At 42.7% G+C, this 19,796-nt stretch carries 21 protein-coding genes; 3 read left to right on the top strand and 18 right to left on the bottom strand.

The features are described from left to right. Window positions 1–95: 95 nt before the first annotated feature. The 3 genes from G5B00_RS14145 (at window position 96) to pckA (ending at window position 3,494) form a co-directional block, all read left to right on the top strand. Window positions 96–998, top strand: coding sequence for an LD-carboxypeptidase (locus G5B00_RS14145; protein ID WP_163876710.1), 903 nt, complete (start codon window positions 96–98; stop codon window positions 996–998). A gap of 110 nt (window positions 999–1,108) precedes the next feature. Next, window positions 1,109–1,507 (top strand): DoxX family protein, encoded by a 399-nt coding sequence (locus G5B00_RS14150; RefSeq protein ID WP_163876713.1) that lies wholly within the window; start codon window positions 1,109–1,111, stop codon window positions 1,505–1,507. A 370-nt stretch (window positions 1,508–1,877) separates the two neighbouring features. Further along, window positions 1,878–3,494: a phosphoenolpyruvate carboxykinase (ATP) gene (pckA, locus tag G5B00_RS14155; protein ID WP_163876716.1), complete on the top strand. Its 1,617-nt coding sequence runs from the start codon at window positions 1,878–1,880 to the stop codon at window positions 3,492–3,494. 928 nt (window positions 3,495–4,422) lie between these two features. Here pckA and G5B00_RS14160 read toward each other — a convergent pair. The 18 genes from G5B00_RS14160 to G5B00_RS14245 all read right to left on the bottom strand — a co-directional run bounded on the left by G5B00_RS14160 (window position 4,423) and on the right by G5B00_RS14245 (window position 19,795). After that, a complete protein-coding gene (locus G5B00_RS14160; RefSeq protein ID WP_163876719.1) occupies window positions 4,423–4,803 on the bottom strand; it encodes a hypothetical protein in 381 nt (126 codons plus the stop codon). 16 nt (window positions 4,804–4,819) lie between these two features. Then, complete coding sequence (locus G5B00_RS14165; protein WP_163876722.1) at window positions 4,820–5,815, bottom strand: hypothetical protein; 996 nt, start codon at window positions 5,813–5,815, stop codon at window positions 4,820–4,822. A 333-nt stretch (window positions 5,816–6,148) separates the two neighbouring features. Continuing rightward, entirely contained in the window at window positions 6,149–6,643 is a 495-nt protein-coding gene (locus tag G5B00_RS14170; protein WP_163876725.1) for a hypothetical protein, read from the bottom strand. A 1-nt stretch (window position 6,644) separates the two neighbouring features. Further along, on the bottom strand, window positions 6,645–7,178 hold the full coding sequence (locus G5B00_RS14175) for a hypothetical protein (RefSeq protein WP_205966432.1): 534 nt from the start codon (window positions 7,176–7,178) through the stop codon (window positions 6,645–6,647). Window positions 7,179–7,203: 25 nt separating this feature from the next. Continuing rightward, window positions 7,204–8,091 carry a hypothetical protein gene (locus G5B00_RS14180; RefSeq protein ID WP_163876728.1) on the bottom strand — a complete coding sequence of 296 codons (888 nt, stop codon included), beginning with the start codon at window positions 8,089–8,091 and terminating at the stop codon, window positions 7,204–7,206. 187 nt (window positions 8,092–8,278) lie between these two features. Beyond that, window positions 8,279–8,734 carry an ABC transporter ATPase gene (locus G5B00_RS14185; protein ID WP_163876731.1) on the bottom strand — a complete coding sequence of 152 codons (456 nt, stop codon included), beginning with the start codon at window positions 8,732–8,734 and terminating at the stop codon, window positions 8,279–8,281. A gap of 234 nt (window positions 8,735–8,968) precedes the next feature. Beyond that, the gene (locus G5B00_RS14190; RefSeq protein ID WP_205966433.1) at window positions 8,969–9,508 is read right to left on the bottom strand and encodes a DUF420 domain-containing protein; all 540 of its coding nucleotides are present in this window, start codon (window positions 9,506–9,508) and stop codon (window positions 8,969–8,971) included. Between the two features lies 1 nt (window position 9,509). Further along, entirely contained in the window at window positions 9,510–10,235 is a 726-nt protein-coding gene (locus G5B00_RS14195; RefSeq protein ID WP_240894500.1) for an SCO family protein, read from the bottom strand. Then, complete coding sequence (locus tag G5B00_RS14200) at window positions 10,235–10,615, bottom strand: cytochrome C oxidase subunit IV family protein (protein WP_163876734.1); 381 nt, start codon at window positions 10,613–10,615, stop codon at window positions 10,235–10,237. The genes G5B00_RS14195 and G5B00_RS14200 overlap by 1 nt, the downstream gene beginning before the upstream one ends. 123 nt (window positions 10,616–10,738) lie before the next feature. Further along, window positions 10,739–11,479, bottom strand: a complete 741-nt coding sequence (locus G5B00_RS14205; RefSeq protein WP_163876737.1) for a cytochrome c oxidase subunit 3 — start codon at window positions 11,477–11,479, stop codon at window positions 10,739–10,741. Between the two features lie 9 nt (window positions 11,480–11,488). Beyond that, complete coding sequence (locus G5B00_RS14210) at window positions 11,489–12,076, bottom strand: heme-copper oxidase subunit III (protein WP_163876740.1); 588 nt, start codon at window positions 12,074–12,076, stop codon at window positions 11,489–11,491. Between the two features lie 10 nt (window positions 12,077–12,086). After that, complete coding sequence (gene cyoE / locus G5B00_RS14215) at window positions 12,087–12,992, bottom strand: heme o synthase (RefSeq protein WP_163876743.1); 906 nt, start codon at window positions 12,990–12,992, stop codon at window positions 12,087–12,089. Window positions 12,993–13,052: 60 nt separating this feature from the next. Then, entirely contained in the window at window positions 13,053–14,096 is a 1,044-nt protein-coding gene (locus tag G5B00_RS14220; protein WP_163876746.1) for a COX15/CtaA family protein, read from the bottom strand. Window positions 14,097–14,112: 16 nt separating this feature from the next. Further along, complete coding sequence (locus G5B00_RS14225) at window positions 14,113–15,981, bottom strand: cbb3-type cytochrome c oxidase subunit I (RefSeq protein WP_205966434.1); 1,869 nt, start codon at window positions 15,979–15,981, stop codon at window positions 14,113–14,115. A gap of 29 nt (window positions 15,982–16,010) precedes the next feature. Next, the gene (locus tag G5B00_RS14230) at window positions 16,011–17,339 is read right to left on the bottom strand and encodes a cytochrome c oxidase subunit II (protein WP_163876749.1); all 1,329 of its coding nucleotides are present in this window, start codon (window positions 17,337–17,339) and stop codon (window positions 16,011–16,013) included. A 41-nt stretch (window positions 17,340–17,380) separates the two neighbouring features. Continuing rightward, entirely contained in the window at window positions 17,381–18,616 is a 1,236-nt protein-coding gene (locus tag G5B00_RS14235; protein WP_163876752.1) for a quinol:cytochrome C oxidoreductase, read from the bottom strand. Window positions 18,617–18,636: 20 nt separating this feature from the next. Beyond that, window positions 18,637–19,287, bottom strand: a complete 651-nt coding sequence (locus G5B00_RS14240; protein WP_163876755.1) for a c-type cytochrome — start codon at window positions 19,285–19,287, stop codon at window positions 18,637–18,639. Beyond that, window positions 19,259–19,795, bottom strand: coding sequence for a DUF3341 domain-containing protein (locus G5B00_RS14245; protein WP_163876758.1), 537 nt, complete (start codon window positions 19,793–19,795; stop codon window positions 19,259–19,261). Before G5B00_RS14245 ends, G5B00_RS14240 begins: the two co-directional genes overlap by 29 nt. Window position 19,796 lies beyond the last annotated feature (1 nt).

Below are 19,796 nucleotides of genomic sequence, written 5' to 3' on the forward strand. Positions count from 1 at the left end.
TAATTCAATTTGCGCGGAATAGATAAAGGTAAGAAAAATATATCCTTGTAGGGGCAAAAGATTTTTTGCCCCTACATTTAATAAAACATAAAAAAATGAAAACACCTCCATACCTGCAATCCGGTGACAAGGTAGCTATCGTATGTCCGGCGGGCTATATCAAACCCGATATCAGTCAAGCTTACGCTATGCTCGAAAGCTGGGGACTGGAGGTCGTGGTTGCTCCATCAGTTTCCACACAGAAAAACCAATTTGCCGGAGACGATGCACTAAGAACAGCAGATCTACAACAGGCATTGGACGACAAAGAGATCAAAGCCATTATAGCAGGCCGCGGGGGATATGGAACCGTTCGCATTATCGACCGATTGAATTTCACAAAATTTAAGAACAACCCCAAATGGCTGGTAGGCTTCAGCGATATCACCGTATTGCATAGCCATATCCAACGACAATTCGGTATCCCGACCATCCATGGGCAGATGGCTAAATCGTTTCTGGACGCATCGCCCGCATCACTCTTGTCCTTGAAAAAAGCTCTTTTTGGAAAAAAAAGTGATCTCAAATACCGTTTTTCAGGTTTTCCCAATCGTTCGGGTGAAGCGGAAGCTATACTAGTCGGAGGCAATCTGGCCATTCTCCATAGTATCATCGGCAGTCGTTCGGACATCAAATATGACAACAAGATATTGTTTATCGAAGATGTAGGCGAAGCTCATTACAACATAGACCGCATGCTGTGGACATTGAAGAGAGCCAAAAAACTGGACAAACTCAAAGGACTGATCGTGGGTGGATTTACCGACATGCGGGACAGTAGTGCTTCTTTCGGTCAATCGATTGAAGAAATAATTCTGGACAAAGTGCAGGAATACGACTTTCCCGTTGCTTTCGGTTGCCCGGTAGGTCATATAGCAGACAACAGAACTTTGATACTTGGGCAACAGATCAAGCTATCTGTACAAAAAACAAAAATTTCCATTCACTATATAGATTAAAATAAAGTGATGGAGGTGATAATAGTTATAGAGGTCATAAAAGCCCGTGATATACGTTGCTTCCATAACTACCTTCACCATCATAATTTACATAACTTAAAATAATTTTTATGAGCAGAACCAACAACAAAGACATCGGACTATTGATTTTACGTGTGGTCACCGGCGTGACCATGTTTGCCTTCCATGGATTGCCCAAAATAATGGGTGGACCTGAGCTGTGGAAAAAAATAGGGCTTTCTATGGCAAATCTAGGCATCAATTTCTTTCCCATGGTTTGGGGGGGATTAGCAGCATTGACCGAAACGCTTGGAGCAATATTGGTCATCATCGGACTTTGGAGCAGACCGGCAAGCTTATTTTTAGCGCTGACGATGCTCGTGGCCACCGTCTTCCATTTGGCCAACGGTGACGGATGGACGACCGCATCACATGCCCTCGAATTGTGTGCTGTATTTCTCGCTATTTTCTTTACCGGTCCTGGTAAGTACAGCGTAAATAAGAAGTAAAACTCTTAGGGTATAATATCCCACAGTACGTTCCGCTTTATCGGAATGACACTGATTGAAACCGCAGATTTTTCATGAAAAGAATCTGCAAAACATACCTGCATAGATATGCGGGAATAAAAATTTTACGAAATCGTTTGAGTTCACGACTTTTTTGAAGCAAACACCACCCAAAAAGTGGTGTTTTTTTGTTGATAATTCTTCAATAAAAGAACACGATAAATAACAAAAAACAAAACAACATTCGAAAATATTGAAATACGAGTTACGTTCATTCGGTATAAATATCATTTTAGCAAAAATTAAACTCATCCCCTATCCCTTTGATATTGTCCCTACCTTAGCCCCATAAACAAATTATGACAACACCATGATACGACGTGAAATTGGAGCACTAAATTCCAATGTAAACCTCAAAGAACTAGGTATCCTTGCAGAGCACATCCACTGGAACCTAGACAGTGCCACACTGACACAGCAAACCCTCACATTAGGCCAAGGCAGTCTAAGCGACAAGGGTGCATTATGCGTAAACACCGGAAAATTTACCGGCCGATCCCCAAAAGACAAGTTTATTGTCAAAGACGCAGTGACCTCTAATACCATAGATTGGGGAGACATCAACATTCCTACGAGTGAAGAGGTGTACAATAGGTTGTATGACAAAATGGTGAAGTTTCTTTCCGACAAGGAAATCTGGGCACGTGACTGCTATGCAGGAGCACATCCCGACTACAGGTTACGTGTGACCGTGGTCAATACCACACCATGGGCCAACCTGTTCTGTCACAACCTCTTTATCCGACCCACTACCGAAGAGCAAAACAACTTCGAAAAAGAATGGCTGATCTTGCAAGTACCCGAATTTGAAGCCGATCCGGCAGTCGACGGAACGAGGCAGGGTAATTTTACCATCGTCAATTTCAGCAAGAAAGTCATACTCATCGGCGGGTCTGCCTATACGGGGGAGATGAAAAAGGGAATCTTCAGTGTATTAAATTTTTTGCTCCCGCACGAGCATCACATCCTGCCCATGCACTGTTCGGCCAATGAAGGCGAAAAAGGAGATGTATCCTTATTCTTTGGACTGAGCGGAACAGGCAAGACTACCCTATCGGCAGATGCCGATCGCCATCTGATCGGCGACGATGAACACGGTTGGGCTGAAGGCGCTGTATTCAACTTTGAAGGAGGATGTTATGCCAAATGTATTGACCTGAGTATAGAAAAAGAGCCTGAGATCTATGCAGCTATCAAAGAAGGTACATTATTGGAGAACGTCGCATTTTTTCCCGACAGCAATAAAGTCGATTTTTCGGACAAGAGCATCACGGAAAATACGAGGGCGGCCTATCCGATCCATTATATCCCCAATGCCAAGGAACCCTCGATAGGCGGCAATCCGAAGAATATTTTCTTTCTGACCTGTGACGCTTTCGGTATTCTGCCGCCCATATCCCGATTGACAAAAGAGCAGGCCATGTATCACTTCATTTCGGGATATACGGCCAAGGTTGCCGGTACCGAAGTAGGCATCATCGAGCCACAGACTACGTTTTCGGCTTGCTTCGGAAAAGTATTCTTGCCCCTGCACCCGACCGCTTATGCCGAATTGTTGGGAGAAAAATTAGAAAAGTATGCCGACGTGAAAGTATGGCTCGTCAATACGGGATGGACAGGCGGCAAATATGGGGAAGGCAAGCGTATGAACCTCAAATACACACGGGCTATGATCCATGCAGCCATGCGGGGTGATCTCGATGAGGTCGAGTACGTGGCCCATGATGTCTTTGGGGTATGGAAGCCGCAGTCCTGTCCGGGTGTACCCGACCTTATCCTCAACCCAAGGAATACATGGGAAGATAAGGAGGCGTACGATCAGCAAGCACTGGCACTGGCCCAGCTATTTGTCGACAATTTCAAACAATACGAAGACAAGGCCAGTACGGCTATTCTATCGGCAGCGCCAAAGACCAGTCTTTTGTGAGTAGATAGCGAGGTTGTCTCCTATGTTTGTTTAATGCAAACATAGGAGACAACCTCAAAAAATTAAAACTCCCACCAAGAGGTTGGCAACAGCCTCTCCCCTCTACAGACATCAGTAGAGGTTTGGGCATTGCCGTCAAACAGGAAAGGCATGCAAACACCGATTTTGATGTAGAATGACGCAAAAAACACTTTTCGACGTGTACCCCGATCGTCAGATCTTGTATCCGTTTTACGAGATGGTGCGTACATTGTCATTAAATGTATGCCAGCGGAATAAAAATACATGATTGATCTCGCAAAATGACAACCGACCTTCCCTATATATACCAGCAGTCTGCCAATAAACATACCTCATATCGGCACAAGGGTATGCAAGTATTCAAATCTAATAGATAAAGGAGTGAATATGTGCATCTATTCTGACAAACTACAACTACGTATGGCGTCACGATATATACACTTTCATAAAGGAGAACTATACTTGGTACAATTGTGCACACATTCTACGAAATAGTGTACGCATTTTTATAAAACAGCGTATACATTTCACAAAGTTGCTCATACATTTTTGTCTGTTAGATATACATTTACATCAGCTATACACAACACTATTTAACATGTATATGCATTGTTCAGATGCTGCGTCTCCCTATTCCTACACCGCTTGCATAATTTACAAATCTACACCCGCATTGGTCCAAACGTTGTATACAACATGTAAACCCATATATACATTAACATGGGTTTCGGATACATACTTGTCAATTTGTGTAAACAACCATCCAACTTTTATATGTGTCTTGATGAGAAAGGGATACTTCAAACGTGAAAAAAGGAACCTGTGCAACCTCGCGTCATACAAGCGACCATTCATATTGATCAGTGCTACACCAAACAAATGCTTCCCGAAGCGAGTCCGGGATAGGCTATTCACAAGAGTAATCAAAATAATATCCTCTTTTGGTGGTTACAAACAAAACTCCGTCTTTCGGCACATTAGGAATACCTTTTTTCTCAGCTTCAGCTTTTGTAATTCGTTTTGTGCTTTTTATATTTGTAAATTCAAACTGATTTCTAAAACAATTCACTTTTTCTTCCTCTCTGATTATTAAGCCATTCAAAATCAATAAAGGATAAATAAAATGACAATCTATTCCTGCCCTCTTACGGTCCTCAATATTTTTATCACTTATTAATAGATAAATAATTCTTGTACTGCCAGAAGACACTAAAATACTGTCGGTATTCTGACAAATGACATCTGTAATGCTAACCATTAAAAATATGAAAATAAAAAACCTCTTCATAAGTTCCTTTATTTAATCACCACCAATACATCGGAAAATATCTAAACAAGAAAACACTATTATTTCCTGATGTTGCAGTATTATAATAGTAAAAACTGTTCCGATCAATCAAATATTGATTCCCTCCGAAATAATTTGCTAATCCATTCATATCTCCAGGCGAAGGTCCATTAGAAGTTGTTACTAAAGACAAAGCATTTGCTTTAGTAACAATATCGTTAACATTATTAACATAGTAATCAACCCCTCCTCTTGCCCAATGTGTATGATACGAAGCAGCAGACCCACCGTCATTATTAGCAGCATTAACCATTCCTCTTGTGAAATCAACCCTTAAACTATGCCTGTTTTGAGAAGGTGCTCTTATTACATTACCATTTTTTGTCAGTATTCCACCATATTCTTTATGCCAAAAACGAGAACGTTGATAGTCTGCTTGCATCGTTTTAAACTGTTTATATGTTACTTGGTGATTGTTTATTGACAAGTTGGCTTGTTTGTAGGCAATATAAGAAGTTAATTCATAGGTTCCATAAGACAAAATGCTGCCTATAAACATAGAAATACCTATTTGTTCTAAATCGCCACCGTATAACAATGTGTTCAGTCCTGACCCTCCAGCACCTCCAGCAACAGCACCCCAGCCTCCTCCCATTGCAGAAGCGATTCCTCCACCTACGAAACCGGATGCAAAGCCGTACGCCGCACCTTTTAACATCGCTTCACCGTTCCATCCTGTCGCCAAGCCAGAAAAACCCGCACCGGAAATTGCACCGGCAACACCCCCTGCCAGCATTGCTCCTCCCCCTATTGCAGAAATCCCAACAGCAGCCCCTCCAGATAAAGCACCAATACCGGCTCCTCCAGCAATATAACCGACCATATCCCACCCCTTTGCTCCTGGTGCTTTTCCTGCAAGATAACCAGAAACCCCACCGATAATTGCCCCAATAATTATTGGTATGAAAAAAAACTCCCCATTCTCATCCACATACACCAGCGGATTGTTCATTGCATAGCCATACCGGTTGAAGCTTTGCGTACCCCACGGATTCCCGATTCGCTATGCTTCTCGGGACTCCGCTCCGCCTGCACATAGTTGTCCGGAGAGAGGAACCTGTGCAACCTCGCGTTCCCGAATCAAGTTCGGGACAGGCTCCCAAGCGGCCATTCATATTAACCAGTCCCACCCCGAACAAATGCTTCCCGATTTATCTCTGCGAGATCGGGACAGGCTATGACCGGTATATCCTCAACAGTTTTTTAAAGACCGAACTTCCTCTAACCAGTTAAACCCTTAAAAATTAACCTCATCACTCTCGTAACCCGAAACCCGCATCTCACCTCACTCCCCATAACGTGGCCACATCTTCATATTACGCATTGCCTCGGTGGGTGGATATGCAATACTATAATCTAACTTGCGCAGATCAGACATACTGAGATCATAACGCTGTAAGATCATATAATCCTCACGAATAATCTCCCATGGATATTTTTCCAATGTATCCACACTAAAGATAACGAGAGAGAGTGTGTCTATTCCTCTTCTTTTCTCTTCCCAAGGACCTGAACTCTCTACAAATATCTCTTTCTCTCCAGGCCTGATAATAAAGTCTTGTGGTATAGGTTTCGATATATGTTTGATACTCTTTGTTATTGTTGTATCTGGATAAATAGGGTCTAACACGGTTCCATTATTATTAATATAAATCATAATTTCCTGCTCAGAAGAATTAGTCAGCCATAATGGATACTTGTAATCCATAGCCTTTCTGCATTCTCCTGCAGTAGACAGGCACATAACTGCAATACCGATAAATATTAAATATCTTCTCATTTTACCTCCTCGTTCTTATTCTCGTTCTTCTTGGATAATATGTTTCTATTGTATCACCAGGGAGTCCAAAAGGTCTATTCCAGTTCACCCCATAATATCTCCCAAAATAGCGAGCTGCATACCTATTAGCATTCATTTCATACCATTGGAAATCATGGGTCTCCACTCCTTGAGGCTCTCCTGAAATCTGTGTACTCCTTTTTGCACTCCTTGCACTTGGAATGCCTACCTTGAAAAGATAGGCAGGTCCATATCCCCTACTGTCAAACGTATGCCCGTATTCATGCATATACAAGGGGTTGTTGGTAACCCACTCACTAAAACTACCTATTATCCCACCATTGATATTTAGGTTCAGATAGTTCCCCAAAGAAACACCCCATGCACCTCCGGCAGCACCTTCATTGGTCACAAAAGTAGCTCCTCCAAGATAATCCACCCTATCCACATCTCCAGCTATATTCCTTATCTGACTGTAATTATATCCTCCCCAGGATTGTAAGATCTCCCATGTAGAACGACTTAATCCTTGCATTAATTGTCCTCCAAATGATATATTATCATCCGAATAGTATTTTCCTGCCCATGTAATTTGAAACTGTCTTTCTGTTTACCTTAAAGAATACCCTACGCAAGGTACGGTCTGTGATTAGGAATCTTTCACAAAGCTGCCGGATATTTCCAATATTTGGGTACTGGAAATTCTGGTCCAAATAACGGCTGATTTCATGTATCTTTTCTTCCGACCGGAGATAGTGTATCTGTTCGGCCAAATGCTTCGAATGATAATACGTCTGGAGTAAGCCTTTAAGTTCGATGGCAAATTGCAGCTCAATATGCTCTGTCTGTTTCTCCGAAAGGTGCCACATACGGATAAGATACCTGCTGATCGTCCGATTAATAGTCATCTTATGCATAAAGGCGATATCTAAACCCGATCTTTGCGTCTCATGGATCAAATCAATCAGTCCAGGCCAAATATCACAGTATCTGCCTATCCACTCTATATGAGGTGATACATAAAACAGGATATGTGTACCTTGCCTCAAATGCAGGCCATAGCGATCGGCCTCGTTAACGGTCAGATAACAGATGCCCTTATGTGCTTCTGATAAATTCCTTCCCTCCCCGGTCGTAAACTGCCCATGCCCTTCCAGCATAAAAAAAAGAAAAACCGAAAAATCCAACGTTTCGTAAGGCAAATAAAGATCCTGTTCGATCCTGATTTCCAAGATCTCCATAAAATAAAGAAAACCATCAAAACGTTGTGAAATTAGAATTCCTTCGGGTATCTTGAGGATTTCACGTTCGGCATAGGATATCTCAAACGTAATGTTAGACGAATATTCTTGTGGATAATCTACCGAATGGCCTCTTTCAATAACGGCAAGACAGGTCTTTTCATAATCAGATATTGAGCCGGGGGTCGGTCCAACACCATTAGACACTAACCCTATGGATTATACTGTTTCATTCTTGCCTTAAATATATTATAATTTCTTTAAATTAACAAAACGCACTTATAACGTACACTGTGTTTAGCCACCCGGAAATAACTAAGCAGTTAAACAATTAATCTCTCTTTCCTGCAAGTCCCTAATCTCTTAATCTTCTGTATCTACTGTCCGCTCTCCCTCAAAAAACCTTACTATGCCAGCTCTCCCTAAAAGGCACTTCCCAGTTTGTCAGCAATTCCTCCCCCTGCTGGATCAGATTATTGAAAACAACCGTCTCGGCAGTGACTTCTCCCGAACGAACCAGTCCCTCAAACTCATTCCTACCGACCAACCGGACAGCACCCGAAGTATCTTTGAAAGACACCTTCATGCGATCAAAAAAGCCAACACCAAATGTTTGCTCCAACGATTTGATAAAACGTACCGATGAATCGATCGAACAACCCGATGCACTAGCCTGTCGCTCATCCACCTCCAAGATCAAAAATAGATTATATTTTATATACCCCCTTGCAGCCAATGCAGCACCATGTGCTGCCCACTGCGATATAAAATCATTCAAAGAAGCCGACATCCGTGTGACCTCCTCATCCGACAAAAAACGGTCCGCTTGATATATCCAGACTCTGTTCATTTTATTATTGTTTAATTGTTTAACCGATTAATCGTTTATTTGGTTGACTAATCAATTGACTAAATCTCCTAAACCCTAACCAATTAACCCTTTAAACGACTAATCCTCTACTCCTCACTGTCCACCGGTCTTCTCCCAGATACACGAGATCTTTCGACTTCTCCGCGGCGGCGGATTCGCTCAAGATGACGCTCCCCCTCAACTTACAACTGACCACTGACTACTGACCACTGACTACTGGTAGTACGGCGAAATCATCAAATACACAATCACCCCTGTCACCGCCACATACAGCCACATCGGATACGTGACCCTGGCCAACTTCTTATGCCGCTGATAAGCTCCGGCAATCCCCCTTACAAAAGTAAAGAGTACAAAAGGTATAATGACTACAGAGAGAACAATATGTGTAATCAAGATGAAAAAATACACATAACGGATAAATCCCTCTCCACCATATGGTGTCGAATCCGAAGTCATGTGATAGGCCACATACATCAACAAGAACAAAGAAGAGCACACCATACACAGTTTGATCAGACGCTCATGCAGCTTCGTATTGCCCCGCTTGACAGCAGTCACGGCCACAAACAATAATATTGCCGTCAAACCATTGATGCTCGCGTATATCGGCGGCAAAAAAGACAAGGGCTCCACATCATAGCCCAACTTTCTCAGATTGACACCAAATAATGCCGCTACAGCCAAGGGAATAACAATGGACAGCATCCATATCCAACCTTTGTACTTCTTTTCTGCCTCGGTCATTGCCATACTATTTCTTTTCTATTTTAAGCGGATTATTACGCAATTCTTCTACTACCTGTACCTTGATTTCATCTTTGAGCCTGTCCACTTCCGTTTTCAGGTTGATATCATAAAAGCCACGGATACGGTGTCGCGAATCGATAAGCGCATAATTGGGACTGATGACAAACCTTGTACTGTCTCCTGTATCCCTCATCGCATCCATCAACAGATGCTTGCGGCTAAAATCTAACATATCCACAGCAGGATCACCCAAAAACTGCCAACTACTCTCCAAACCTTTATTGAACCGTTTAGCAAAGTTAACCAATTCTTCTGGAGAATCTGTGGGATCAACGGAGATGGAATAAAACTTGACACTTTGATTATGTTGGAACCGTTCAACCACAGGACGCAAGCGTTCCAATAGGGCTTGTGACAAACCATCATCCCTGGTATAAAACAAGTGAACCACGCTGATACTCGAATCACTGCCCATGAACAAAGTCGTATCTCCACGATCATTCCATAAGGAAACCGAAGGAATCTGATGGTAAATCGTATCGAGGACTTCCCGTCCCATTACCCTCTTCATCTCCCCCGACAATACCTTCTCCCCTAATACCGGCAATACGATATAGGAATTGGAGCCCATACGGTTGAGCATTACATACAAAAATCCTGGCACCAACAAAACGATGACCAGGATTATGACAGTAGAAATATTCTTCTTACGAGAACTCGCGTTCATCATTATTTATTCGGATAAAGGGGATGTTCCTGAAAATGGTGCAACAGGTAATCGCCTTCGATCAACATCAATACAATGAAATAAATAATGAACAAAAAGACAATGGAACAAGTCACTATAAAACTCGATTTCTCAAACTTCAAGTGCATGAAGAAAGCGACGATATAGTATGCTTTGACCAATGTAAGTATAATGTAAATCGTAGTAACCAATGGTCCTTTATGAAGGATAGCCCAATGATGTACAAAACCCAAGGCGATTAAAAATTCTAAAGCCGTAAGAGCCAACAGGACAAAAAATACGGACCAGATGCGTTTCTTATCCATTCCTTCACCATGTGCATGTGCATCGTGTGAAGCTGATATATGATCGTGATGTGCCATTTTCAAAAATAAAAATTATCTAAAGATGAGCTCGCAAGCTCGGTTCAAAAGTAAAAATTCAAAAACCCGTTAATTATTAGGTATCAGCAAGCCCTTGTTCCTTGCTCTTTTATCCTTATTCCTTTAGATCAGGTAGAAGAATGTAAATACAAACACCCACACCAAATCCACAAAGTGCCAATAAAGACCCACCTTTTCTACCATCAGATACGTTCCTCTTCTTTCAAAAGTATTATTCAAAGTCATCGATAGAATAATGATATTCAGCAAGATACCTATCGAAACGTGGAATCCGTGGAAACCTGTGATCGTAAAGAACAGATTAGAAAACTGCAAAGCAGCCGTATACGAAATCTCCTTCGTAAAATAAGGTTCCAATGCTGCGGCAATAGCAGCAGGGTCTGTCAATCCTGTAGCAGGGTTGCTTCCGAACCAAAAACCTTGGTGGTGCAAGTGGGACCACTCCAACGCCTGACAACCAACAAACATCAAACCGCCCAAGATCGTCCAAAGCATCCATTTTACAACCTCATGCTTTGAGTTGCGATGACCAGCCTCTACAGCAAGTACCATAGTGACAGAAGACATGATCAGGATAAAGGTCATGATACCGACGAAAACCAAAGGTTGACCCGAATCTGCTATCCCCGGAATAGACTGAAACACCTTGTCCGCATCGATCCATGTCGGTTGAGCAAATTTTTGAGAGCCATAATAGATCAAGAAAGCCGAAAAGGTAAATGCATCCGATACCAGAAAAAACCACATCATGATCTTTCCATACTCTAAGTTCCAAGGCGATCTGCCACCATTCCATGGCCCGGTTTTCACCTTATCCAATTGCGATACAGTTGTTGTACTCATTGTTTACTGTTATTGATTCAAAAGTAAGAAAACATATATATAAATCCACAAAAGATCCAGAAAATGCCAAAAAATAGCAGCCAGATCCATTCTAAAAATATTATTCGACTGCGGTATCCCCCGCATCGCACCGATCAAACAACGAAGTAGCACAAGCAGCCCTGCCACGATATGCAACAAGTGCATACCGGTAAATACATACAGAAAAGACTGCGAGGCATTGTTATTGATAAACGTAATTCCTTGTGCAAAAAATAGGCCCCAAGCATGCACCTGCAAAAACAGGAATGCAATCCCCAAAGCAATTGTCAATAGCAAAAATAGTTTTTGCTTGGTGAGGGCACTGTTTTTAGCAGCCTTAAATGCCAAATGCATGGTCAAACTACTCAAAATAAGTACCGCGGTACTGTACATAAAGGTCTGGGGCAATATCGTTTTCAAACCCTTGTCTACACCACTAGCCGTGTACACGATAAAGCCACTCGAAAATGCCGCAAACATCATGAACATACCGATCATTCCCAGCCAAAGGTTGAATTTCTTGGCCTTTCGGACCCTTTGTTCCTCTTCTATACTACCGATAGCATTATTCTCCATCACTATATGCTCAAAATCGAATAAAATCAAACAATAAAACTAATTGGGTAACTGGCAGATAAGCAAACGACATATACATAATCTTTTTTGCCGAAGCATCCGACATTTCCCGCAAATGCTTATAACCGTACCATACAAATAGCAATCCTCCTATCAACGACACCCCTGTAAAAATCCAGCCTCCAAAGCCATAATAAAGTGGCAAAAAACCTACAGCCAGCATCAATAGGCAAGAGATAAAAAGTATAATAGCCGATACCTTATCCTTCTTTGTCGTTGGCAACAGCTGTATCCCCGCCTTCTTATAGTCCTCGTCCGCTACCCAGGCAATGGCCCAAAAGTGCGGAAATTGCCAGACAAACTGTATGGCAAACAGCACGAACGGCGTAATGACGATAGCGGCCTCACTGACCGCAGCGTACTCGAAGCCAAAACCTGCCGACTCAAAAGAGGCATAATAGCCGATCAAAGGAGGAAGTGCTCCCGGAAACGCACCAACAAAAACAGCTATTGGCGACTTCGGCTTGAGCGGCGTGTACACAAAGGCATACAAAAAGATCGAAAACACCGATAGCAGCCCCGTCAAAAAATTGAGCTGTACCAATATCAACGTACCTCCCAAGGCCATCAATAGACTAAGCACCAAAGCCTGTCCTGTCGTCATACGCCCTGTAGGCAATGGCCGATCCATCGTACGCTTCATCAACTTGTCGATGTCCTTTTCGATGATCTCGTTGAAGCCATTGGCCGCACCCGTCACAAAAAAGCCACCGATTGTCAGCAATAGCCAGTTGAACCACATGATGTCACCCTGTTGCTTCGCACCGATCAAAAATGAAATGGATGCAGAAAATACAACAGTTAACGTTAAACGTAATTTGACAAGCTTATTAAAGTCCGATATAAATGTCCTCATGAATACATTACCTCCTCGTCCGATTCTTTACCTTCATAATAAATGACAACTGTATTCATCTCACAATCTAGACTTCGTCATTAGCAGCATCAAGTAAAACTGTGCGCCGAAAAACAAACTTGCTATAACCAAATGTGTTGTCTGTGCAAATGCCGGAACATCAAACCGCGCCAACACTATTCCCGACAACATCTGTATCATTACCAAAATCAACATTACCCAAGCAAATCTACTCTGCAAGGATAACGCATTGAACCTGTTTTTTACCAAAAAGAAATATCCGACAGTCAATACCGCCGACACATAGGACAGTATCCTATGTACCGTATAGGCTGTACCTATATTCTCTATCCACATACTACGCGCCATTCCCTCATCGTTCAAATGATCGATGACTTCCCGTACCTCCGTTCCGTATATCACCTGGATGACTGTCAAGGCTACCGCCAATATTCCTATCGTCTTCATACCCACAAGGGGAAAGTTGATCAATATATTTTTGTTTCTCAAGGTAGTCGCCAAGAAAAACGTATAAATACTGATCGCCACAATGACAAGAGCCAACAGCATGTGGAATGTAATTGTCCAAGGCATGAGATTTGTCGAAACCACAATCGACCCAAACCAAGCTTGAATAATAACAGCAATAAGATTAAGAACGCTCCATATCAAAATGGATGGCTTTGATTTAATATAGGTAAATGAAAAAATAGCAGTAAAAAGTAAGCAGAATCCCGTAATGACCCCGACTAACCTATTGATGTATTCTGTCCAGGTCTTGGCCACATTAAACTCCTCGTGCACCAAGATAGACTCGTCATGCCGTATCTTATCGGCCATTTCCGGATATCCGAAAAACGCAACGAGCTTTGCAAAACGCTCATTCTTCTTAACCCGGATATCAATGTAATGCTCCTCATAACCTTCCGGCAACTGTGAAACATCCGTGGGTGGAATAATCCGATTAAAACACTTCGGCCAATCGGGACATCCCATGCCTGATCCCGTACTTCTTACTATTCCACCTGCGGCAATAACGAGAAATAAAACAATGATCGTCAGTCTGTTTGTCTTTATAAATCGTTTCTCCGAAGGTGGATACATGCTCTATTTCCCCTTTCTACTCTACTCTATTATTTTCCTTATTCCATTCTTCCTGTATACGCATAGCCTCCTCATCCCCTTCGAAATCATGCATTTGATTCGAACTCATCGTCTGTGAAAAAGGCACTGTCTGTGGAATGAAATCTTCGTCATGTCCCGGTTTGCTATAATCATAAGGCCAGCGGTACACGGTAGGAATCTCGCCTGGCCAGTTGCCATGGATGTGTTCTACCGGAGTAGTCCACTCCAGTGTATTTGCTCCCCATGGATTTTGGACAGCTTTTTTACCTTTCCAGATAGAACCGAAGAAATTGACCAAGAAAGCTACCTGTCCCAAGGCTGCAACGATGGCTGCCCAGGTAATCAACAGGTTGACCGAAACCCATTTCTCCATGAAAGGAAACTCCGTAAACGCATAGTAACGACGTGGAACCCCGTCCACTCCCATAAAGTGCATCGGGAAAAATACCAGATACGCTCCCAGGAAAGTCAGCCAAAAATGCAGATAACCCAGCTTTGTATTCATCATACGGCCAAATAGCTTCGGATACCAATGGTAGACACCGCACAACATACCAAAGATAGAAGCAGAACCCATGACCAAGTGGAAGTGGGCTACGACAAAATACGTATCGTGCAAGTGAATATCCAATGCAGCATTACCTACAAATAGACCCGTCACACCACCAGAGATAAAGAAAGAAACCATCCCTATCGCAAACAGCATCGCAGGTGTAAAACGGATATTTCCACGCCACAACGTAGCCGTATAGTTAAAGGCCTTGACAGCCGATGGAACCGCAATAATCAATGTCGTAATCATAAACACTCCACCGAGGAAAGGATTCATACCTGTCACAAACATGTGGTGACCCCATACGATAAATGAAAGAACAGTGATACCGACCAAAGAATACACCATCGCATGATAACCGAAGATCGGTTTGCGTGAGTTGGTCGATATTACTTCCGAGGTAATACCCATCGCAGGCATCACCACGATATATACTTCCGGGTGTCCTAGGAACCAAAACAAGTGCTGGAACAAAATAGGTGAACCACCCTCGTTTGGCAAAATCTCTCCTTGCACCACCAGATCCGAAAGGTAGAAAGACGTTCCGGCCGAACGGTCAAAAATCAATAGAACTACTGCAGAAACCAATACCGGGAAAGACAATAGACCGACGATAGCCGTCAGGAAAAATGCCCAGATGGTCAAAGGCATTCTCCACAAGTCCATCCCTTTGGTACGCATATTCAAAATTGTACTGATGTAGTTGACACCTCCCAATACCTGGGAAGCAATAAAAAGCACCATACTGGCCAACCACAATGTCATCCCCAATCCCGATCCCGGAATCGCTGTAGGCACCGACGATAGTGGTGGATAAATCGTCCAACCTGCTGATGCAGGGCCACTCTCTACAAAGAAAGAAGCGATCATAATCACACAAGCCGTAAAAAAGAACCAGTAGGAAAGCATATTCATCAATGGCGAGGCCATATCCCGTGCACCCAATTGGTAAGGAATCAACAAGTTACTGAATGTTCCCGATAGACCTGCTGTCAGTACGAAGAATACCATCATCGTACCATGTATAGTCACCAAGGAAAGGAAAAAATCCGGCTTGATACGGCCGCCTTCAGCCCATTTGCCCAAGAAAACCTCCAAAATAGGAAAGTCCTTGTCTGGCCAGGCCAACTGTATACGGAACAAGATAGACAATAACATGGCAAAAACCGCCATGATGATACCCGTAATCAAGAATTGCTTGGCTATCATCTTATGATCCTGACTAAACACATATTTAGTAAGGAAAGTCTCATGGTGGTGTCCATGATCATCGTGATGCATAGCGTCGTGAGATATAACTGTACTTGACATATTCTATTTTAAAGTTCTTTCTTCGAGATTTAGTTCAATGAAGCTGTTTGTTGATCAACTTCGATTTCAGTATTATTCTGTGCAAATTCCTTCTGCAGATCCTCTGTGAAGTACTTACCTTGCTTGGTCAACCATTCCTTGTACTCAGCCTCTGTCACTACGATCACCTTCTTACCCATATTGAAGTGACCTTGACCACAGATCTTGTTGCACAACATGATATAATCATAACTTGGATCATTCATCCGATCACGCATTTCCTCCGTAGTCACCGTCGGTGTAAACTGGAAATAGTTTGTCATTCCGGGGACAGCATTGATCTGCACACGAAAATCCGGAATGTAGAATGAATGGATAATATCTTTGGAAATAATATGAAAACGTACCGATTTGCCAACAGGGATAACAATATCTGTCGCATCAATGTCGTCCCAAGAGGCTTTGTCATTGAAATCGATACCATAAGGATTGGTAGCTGTCGTCAGCTTATAGTTACGCTTACCGATCTTGCCATCTGCACCGGGGTAACGTACAGACCATTTGAACTGTTCGCCCAATACTTCAATCTGTATAGCCGATTTTTGAAGCTCTTCCGGTACATTCGTGATTTTTCTCCAGGTGAAGAAACCGAAAAGCACAAGGATCGTCAATACCGTAGCAGGAATAATCGTCCATATTTTCTCGATAGTATCGTTGTGCGGGTAATAGTACGCTTTACGTTTGGCACGCATCCGATAAATCAACGTAAACGTCAGAATCAAAATATGCATGATCACCATTACCGCAGTCGTTAATACCGTGGTAACGATAAACATTTGATCATAATCCTTACCGTGCTCAGTCACCGCCTCGCGCCAGGCCCAATCGCCCCATACCGCAAAAGAATAATAAGTACCCCACAAGAAAAACAACAAGAACAAGAACAACAATATTGCTTGAAAAGTGTTGTTGGCCAATGGGTCGTACTTGCCATTCATTTTCTTGGTCAGTACATATAAGGAATGGATCCTACCAATCACAGCGATTACCGTACAGATAACCAAGAATAATAAAACGTAGTAGAAAAAGTTCTTATAGACCTGAGGATCAATCTTACTGGTCTCCTCTGCAGCGGCAGCAGTTGTCGTCGATGTACCTGTAGAAACAGTTGCATCTGTCGTAGCCGGAGCCTCGTCTGTAGCCGGAGCTGCTGTCGTATCCGCCTCTGCAGAACCTGCTGTATCCACAGTAGTTTCCGTTTGAGCTTCTACTGCAGTAGAGTCTTGCTGAGAAGCAACTGTCGGCACAGCAAAAAACAAGCTGGCAACAAGTAATAAACCCCAGATGGATTTGAATGGATTATTAATTTTTAAATTCATTTTTTTATAAAACGTTTGAACGTAATTTCTAAAACCTGCTATTAAATCTGATGATGCAAACTCTCGTCAAGGAATGGATGGTTTTTAGCCGCCAAAGGATGCTTACTCAATTTATTCAAAACCAAGAAAGCAAACAAACCAAAGAAACCTGCCGCCGTACCAATTTCAATCAGACCAAAGCCCCTATGGGTCTCTACCGTACCCGGCATAATCATGATATAGTAATCCAACCAGTGTCCGCACAGCAATAAAATACAGACAAACAACATCATATTTTGCTTACGCTTCGCATCCCTGTCCACCAAAATCAACAACGGAGCAACAAAGTTAATGATAATATTCAACCAAAACCAAGGTTTGTACTCGGGCTCCCAACGCTTGTAGAAATACACCGTCTCCTCTGGAATATTCGAGTACCAGATCAACATGAACTGCGCAAACCAGACATATGTCCAAAAGATGGAGAAACCAAATATCAATTTACCCAAATCATGCAAATGGTTCTCATTGACCCAAGCCATATACCCTGCTTTCTTGACAAGGATCAAGATCACGGTAATCGCACAGAGACCGCTCACCCACATCGCAGCAAAATTGTACCAGCCAAACATGGTTGAAAACCAGTGCGCCTCCAAGGACATCACCGTATCAAAAGACCAAATCGGCGTGGTGAAACCAAAAATAACCAAGAAAATAGCAGACAATTTAAAACTCTTCTTGTAAGAATTCAAGCCCCCGGCCAGATCTTCCTTGTATGAAAGCTTGGCTAAGATATAGGCGAAAATACTATAAGAGCCCATAAAAAGTATCTGACGGATCAAAAATCCGGGTACATTCAAAAAAGCTTCCTTACCAGCTACCAAAGCATCGTAATTCGGACTATTGGGATCTGTAAGCCCCTCTGCATGCCAGTGGTGATAAAGATTATGTGTAAAAAGCCCTAGTCCAACGATGACCAACAAAATAGCTGCCGCGATAGGCAATATACTGGCCATAGCCTGCGGAATACGGATCAATCCCGCAGACCATGCTGATTGTGTGACAATCTGTAAGGCAACAAAAAACGCTCCTGCGGCACATACACAAGTAAAATAATACCCCATCAATAATAGATTGGCATATGTACGCTCCACAATAATATGTTCACTGGACAACAGACCGAATGCAACGGCCGCTATACCGAACACGATAGCAACTAAGCTGATAATCTTAGCCGTACCAGCAAAAGTATATTGCTCGCTGAAATTATAATCGTGATGATGATTGTGAGTTCCCATTTATATGAATTGATGTTTGATTATTTTTTTTGTAATTCTTGTACGTACATGACCACTTTCCAACGTTCTTCTGGGTTCAATTGCGAAGCATGAGACCCCATTGTGTTCAGACCATAGTAAATGGTATGATAAATTTTTCCCGCAGAAAGATCGGCCATAGCACCGCCACGGGATGAATTGGCTCCTGTGGACCTCGCATAGGATGGCGGAGGAGGAAAATTTTCCAACTGACGTGTACCTCTGGAATCCGTCACACTACGATCCTTCGTAATGGAGCCATCGCCTTTACCTTCCTTACCATGGCATACCGCACAATTGACCAAAAACAAATGCTCACCCTCGGCTAGATTTTCCTTTGTTACCGCGAGCGGGTTTTGCAACTCTGCTCCTGCCCTTTCATAATCTTCCATCGTATTGGCATATTCAAAACGTTCAAAGCCAATCGGATTGGTGCCGCTAGGCGGAAGCTGAGCAGTCTGTTTATTCTTAAAATTATCATTTGGCTGATCCGGATTATATGCGATCGGATCATACATATTACGCGAGAATTCCCAACCCCTACTACGTGTCGTGCCATCGCCACAAGCAGTAACTACTGCTGTCAGTACAACAGCCACGCATACAGTTCCAAGAAAATTCTTCTTATTCATAACTAACATATTTTCTTTCATTGTATTTAACTTCTACTGCTCCAGCTTCTTTCAACAAACTATCGATCAAAGCATGATCTGTATTTTCATGAGCATCAACGGCGATGATAAAACGATCGTCTGTAGCCCGAAGATCCATCACGCGCGGAGCACGCCCCGGAAACAAATGGTTACGGAAAAAGAAGGTAGCCACCATCCCCAATGCACACAATAAGATCGTCACCTCGAAGGTCACCGGAACAAAGTTTGGCAACGGCAACGAAGGTTTACCACCGATATTCATCGGCCAGTCATAAGCCATCGTATAGTACAACAAGCTAAATCCTAAACACGTACCCAACGCACCAAAACAAAATGCAGCTATGGGCAAACGTGACGGTTTCACACCCAATTTAGCTTCGATACCGTGTATGGGCATCGGCGTGAAACAATCGTATATACTAATGTTGTTGGCTTGCAACTTATCGATCCCGTGCATCAAATCATCCGGATCTGCAAAACTACCTATGATATATTTTGTATTGCTCATT

Source organism: Parapedobacter sp. SGR-10 (genome assembly GCF_011030405.1).
In the GTDB taxonomy this organism is placed as follows: Bacteria; Bacteroidota; Bacteroidia; order Sphingobacteriales; family Sphingobacteriaceae; genus Sphingobacterium.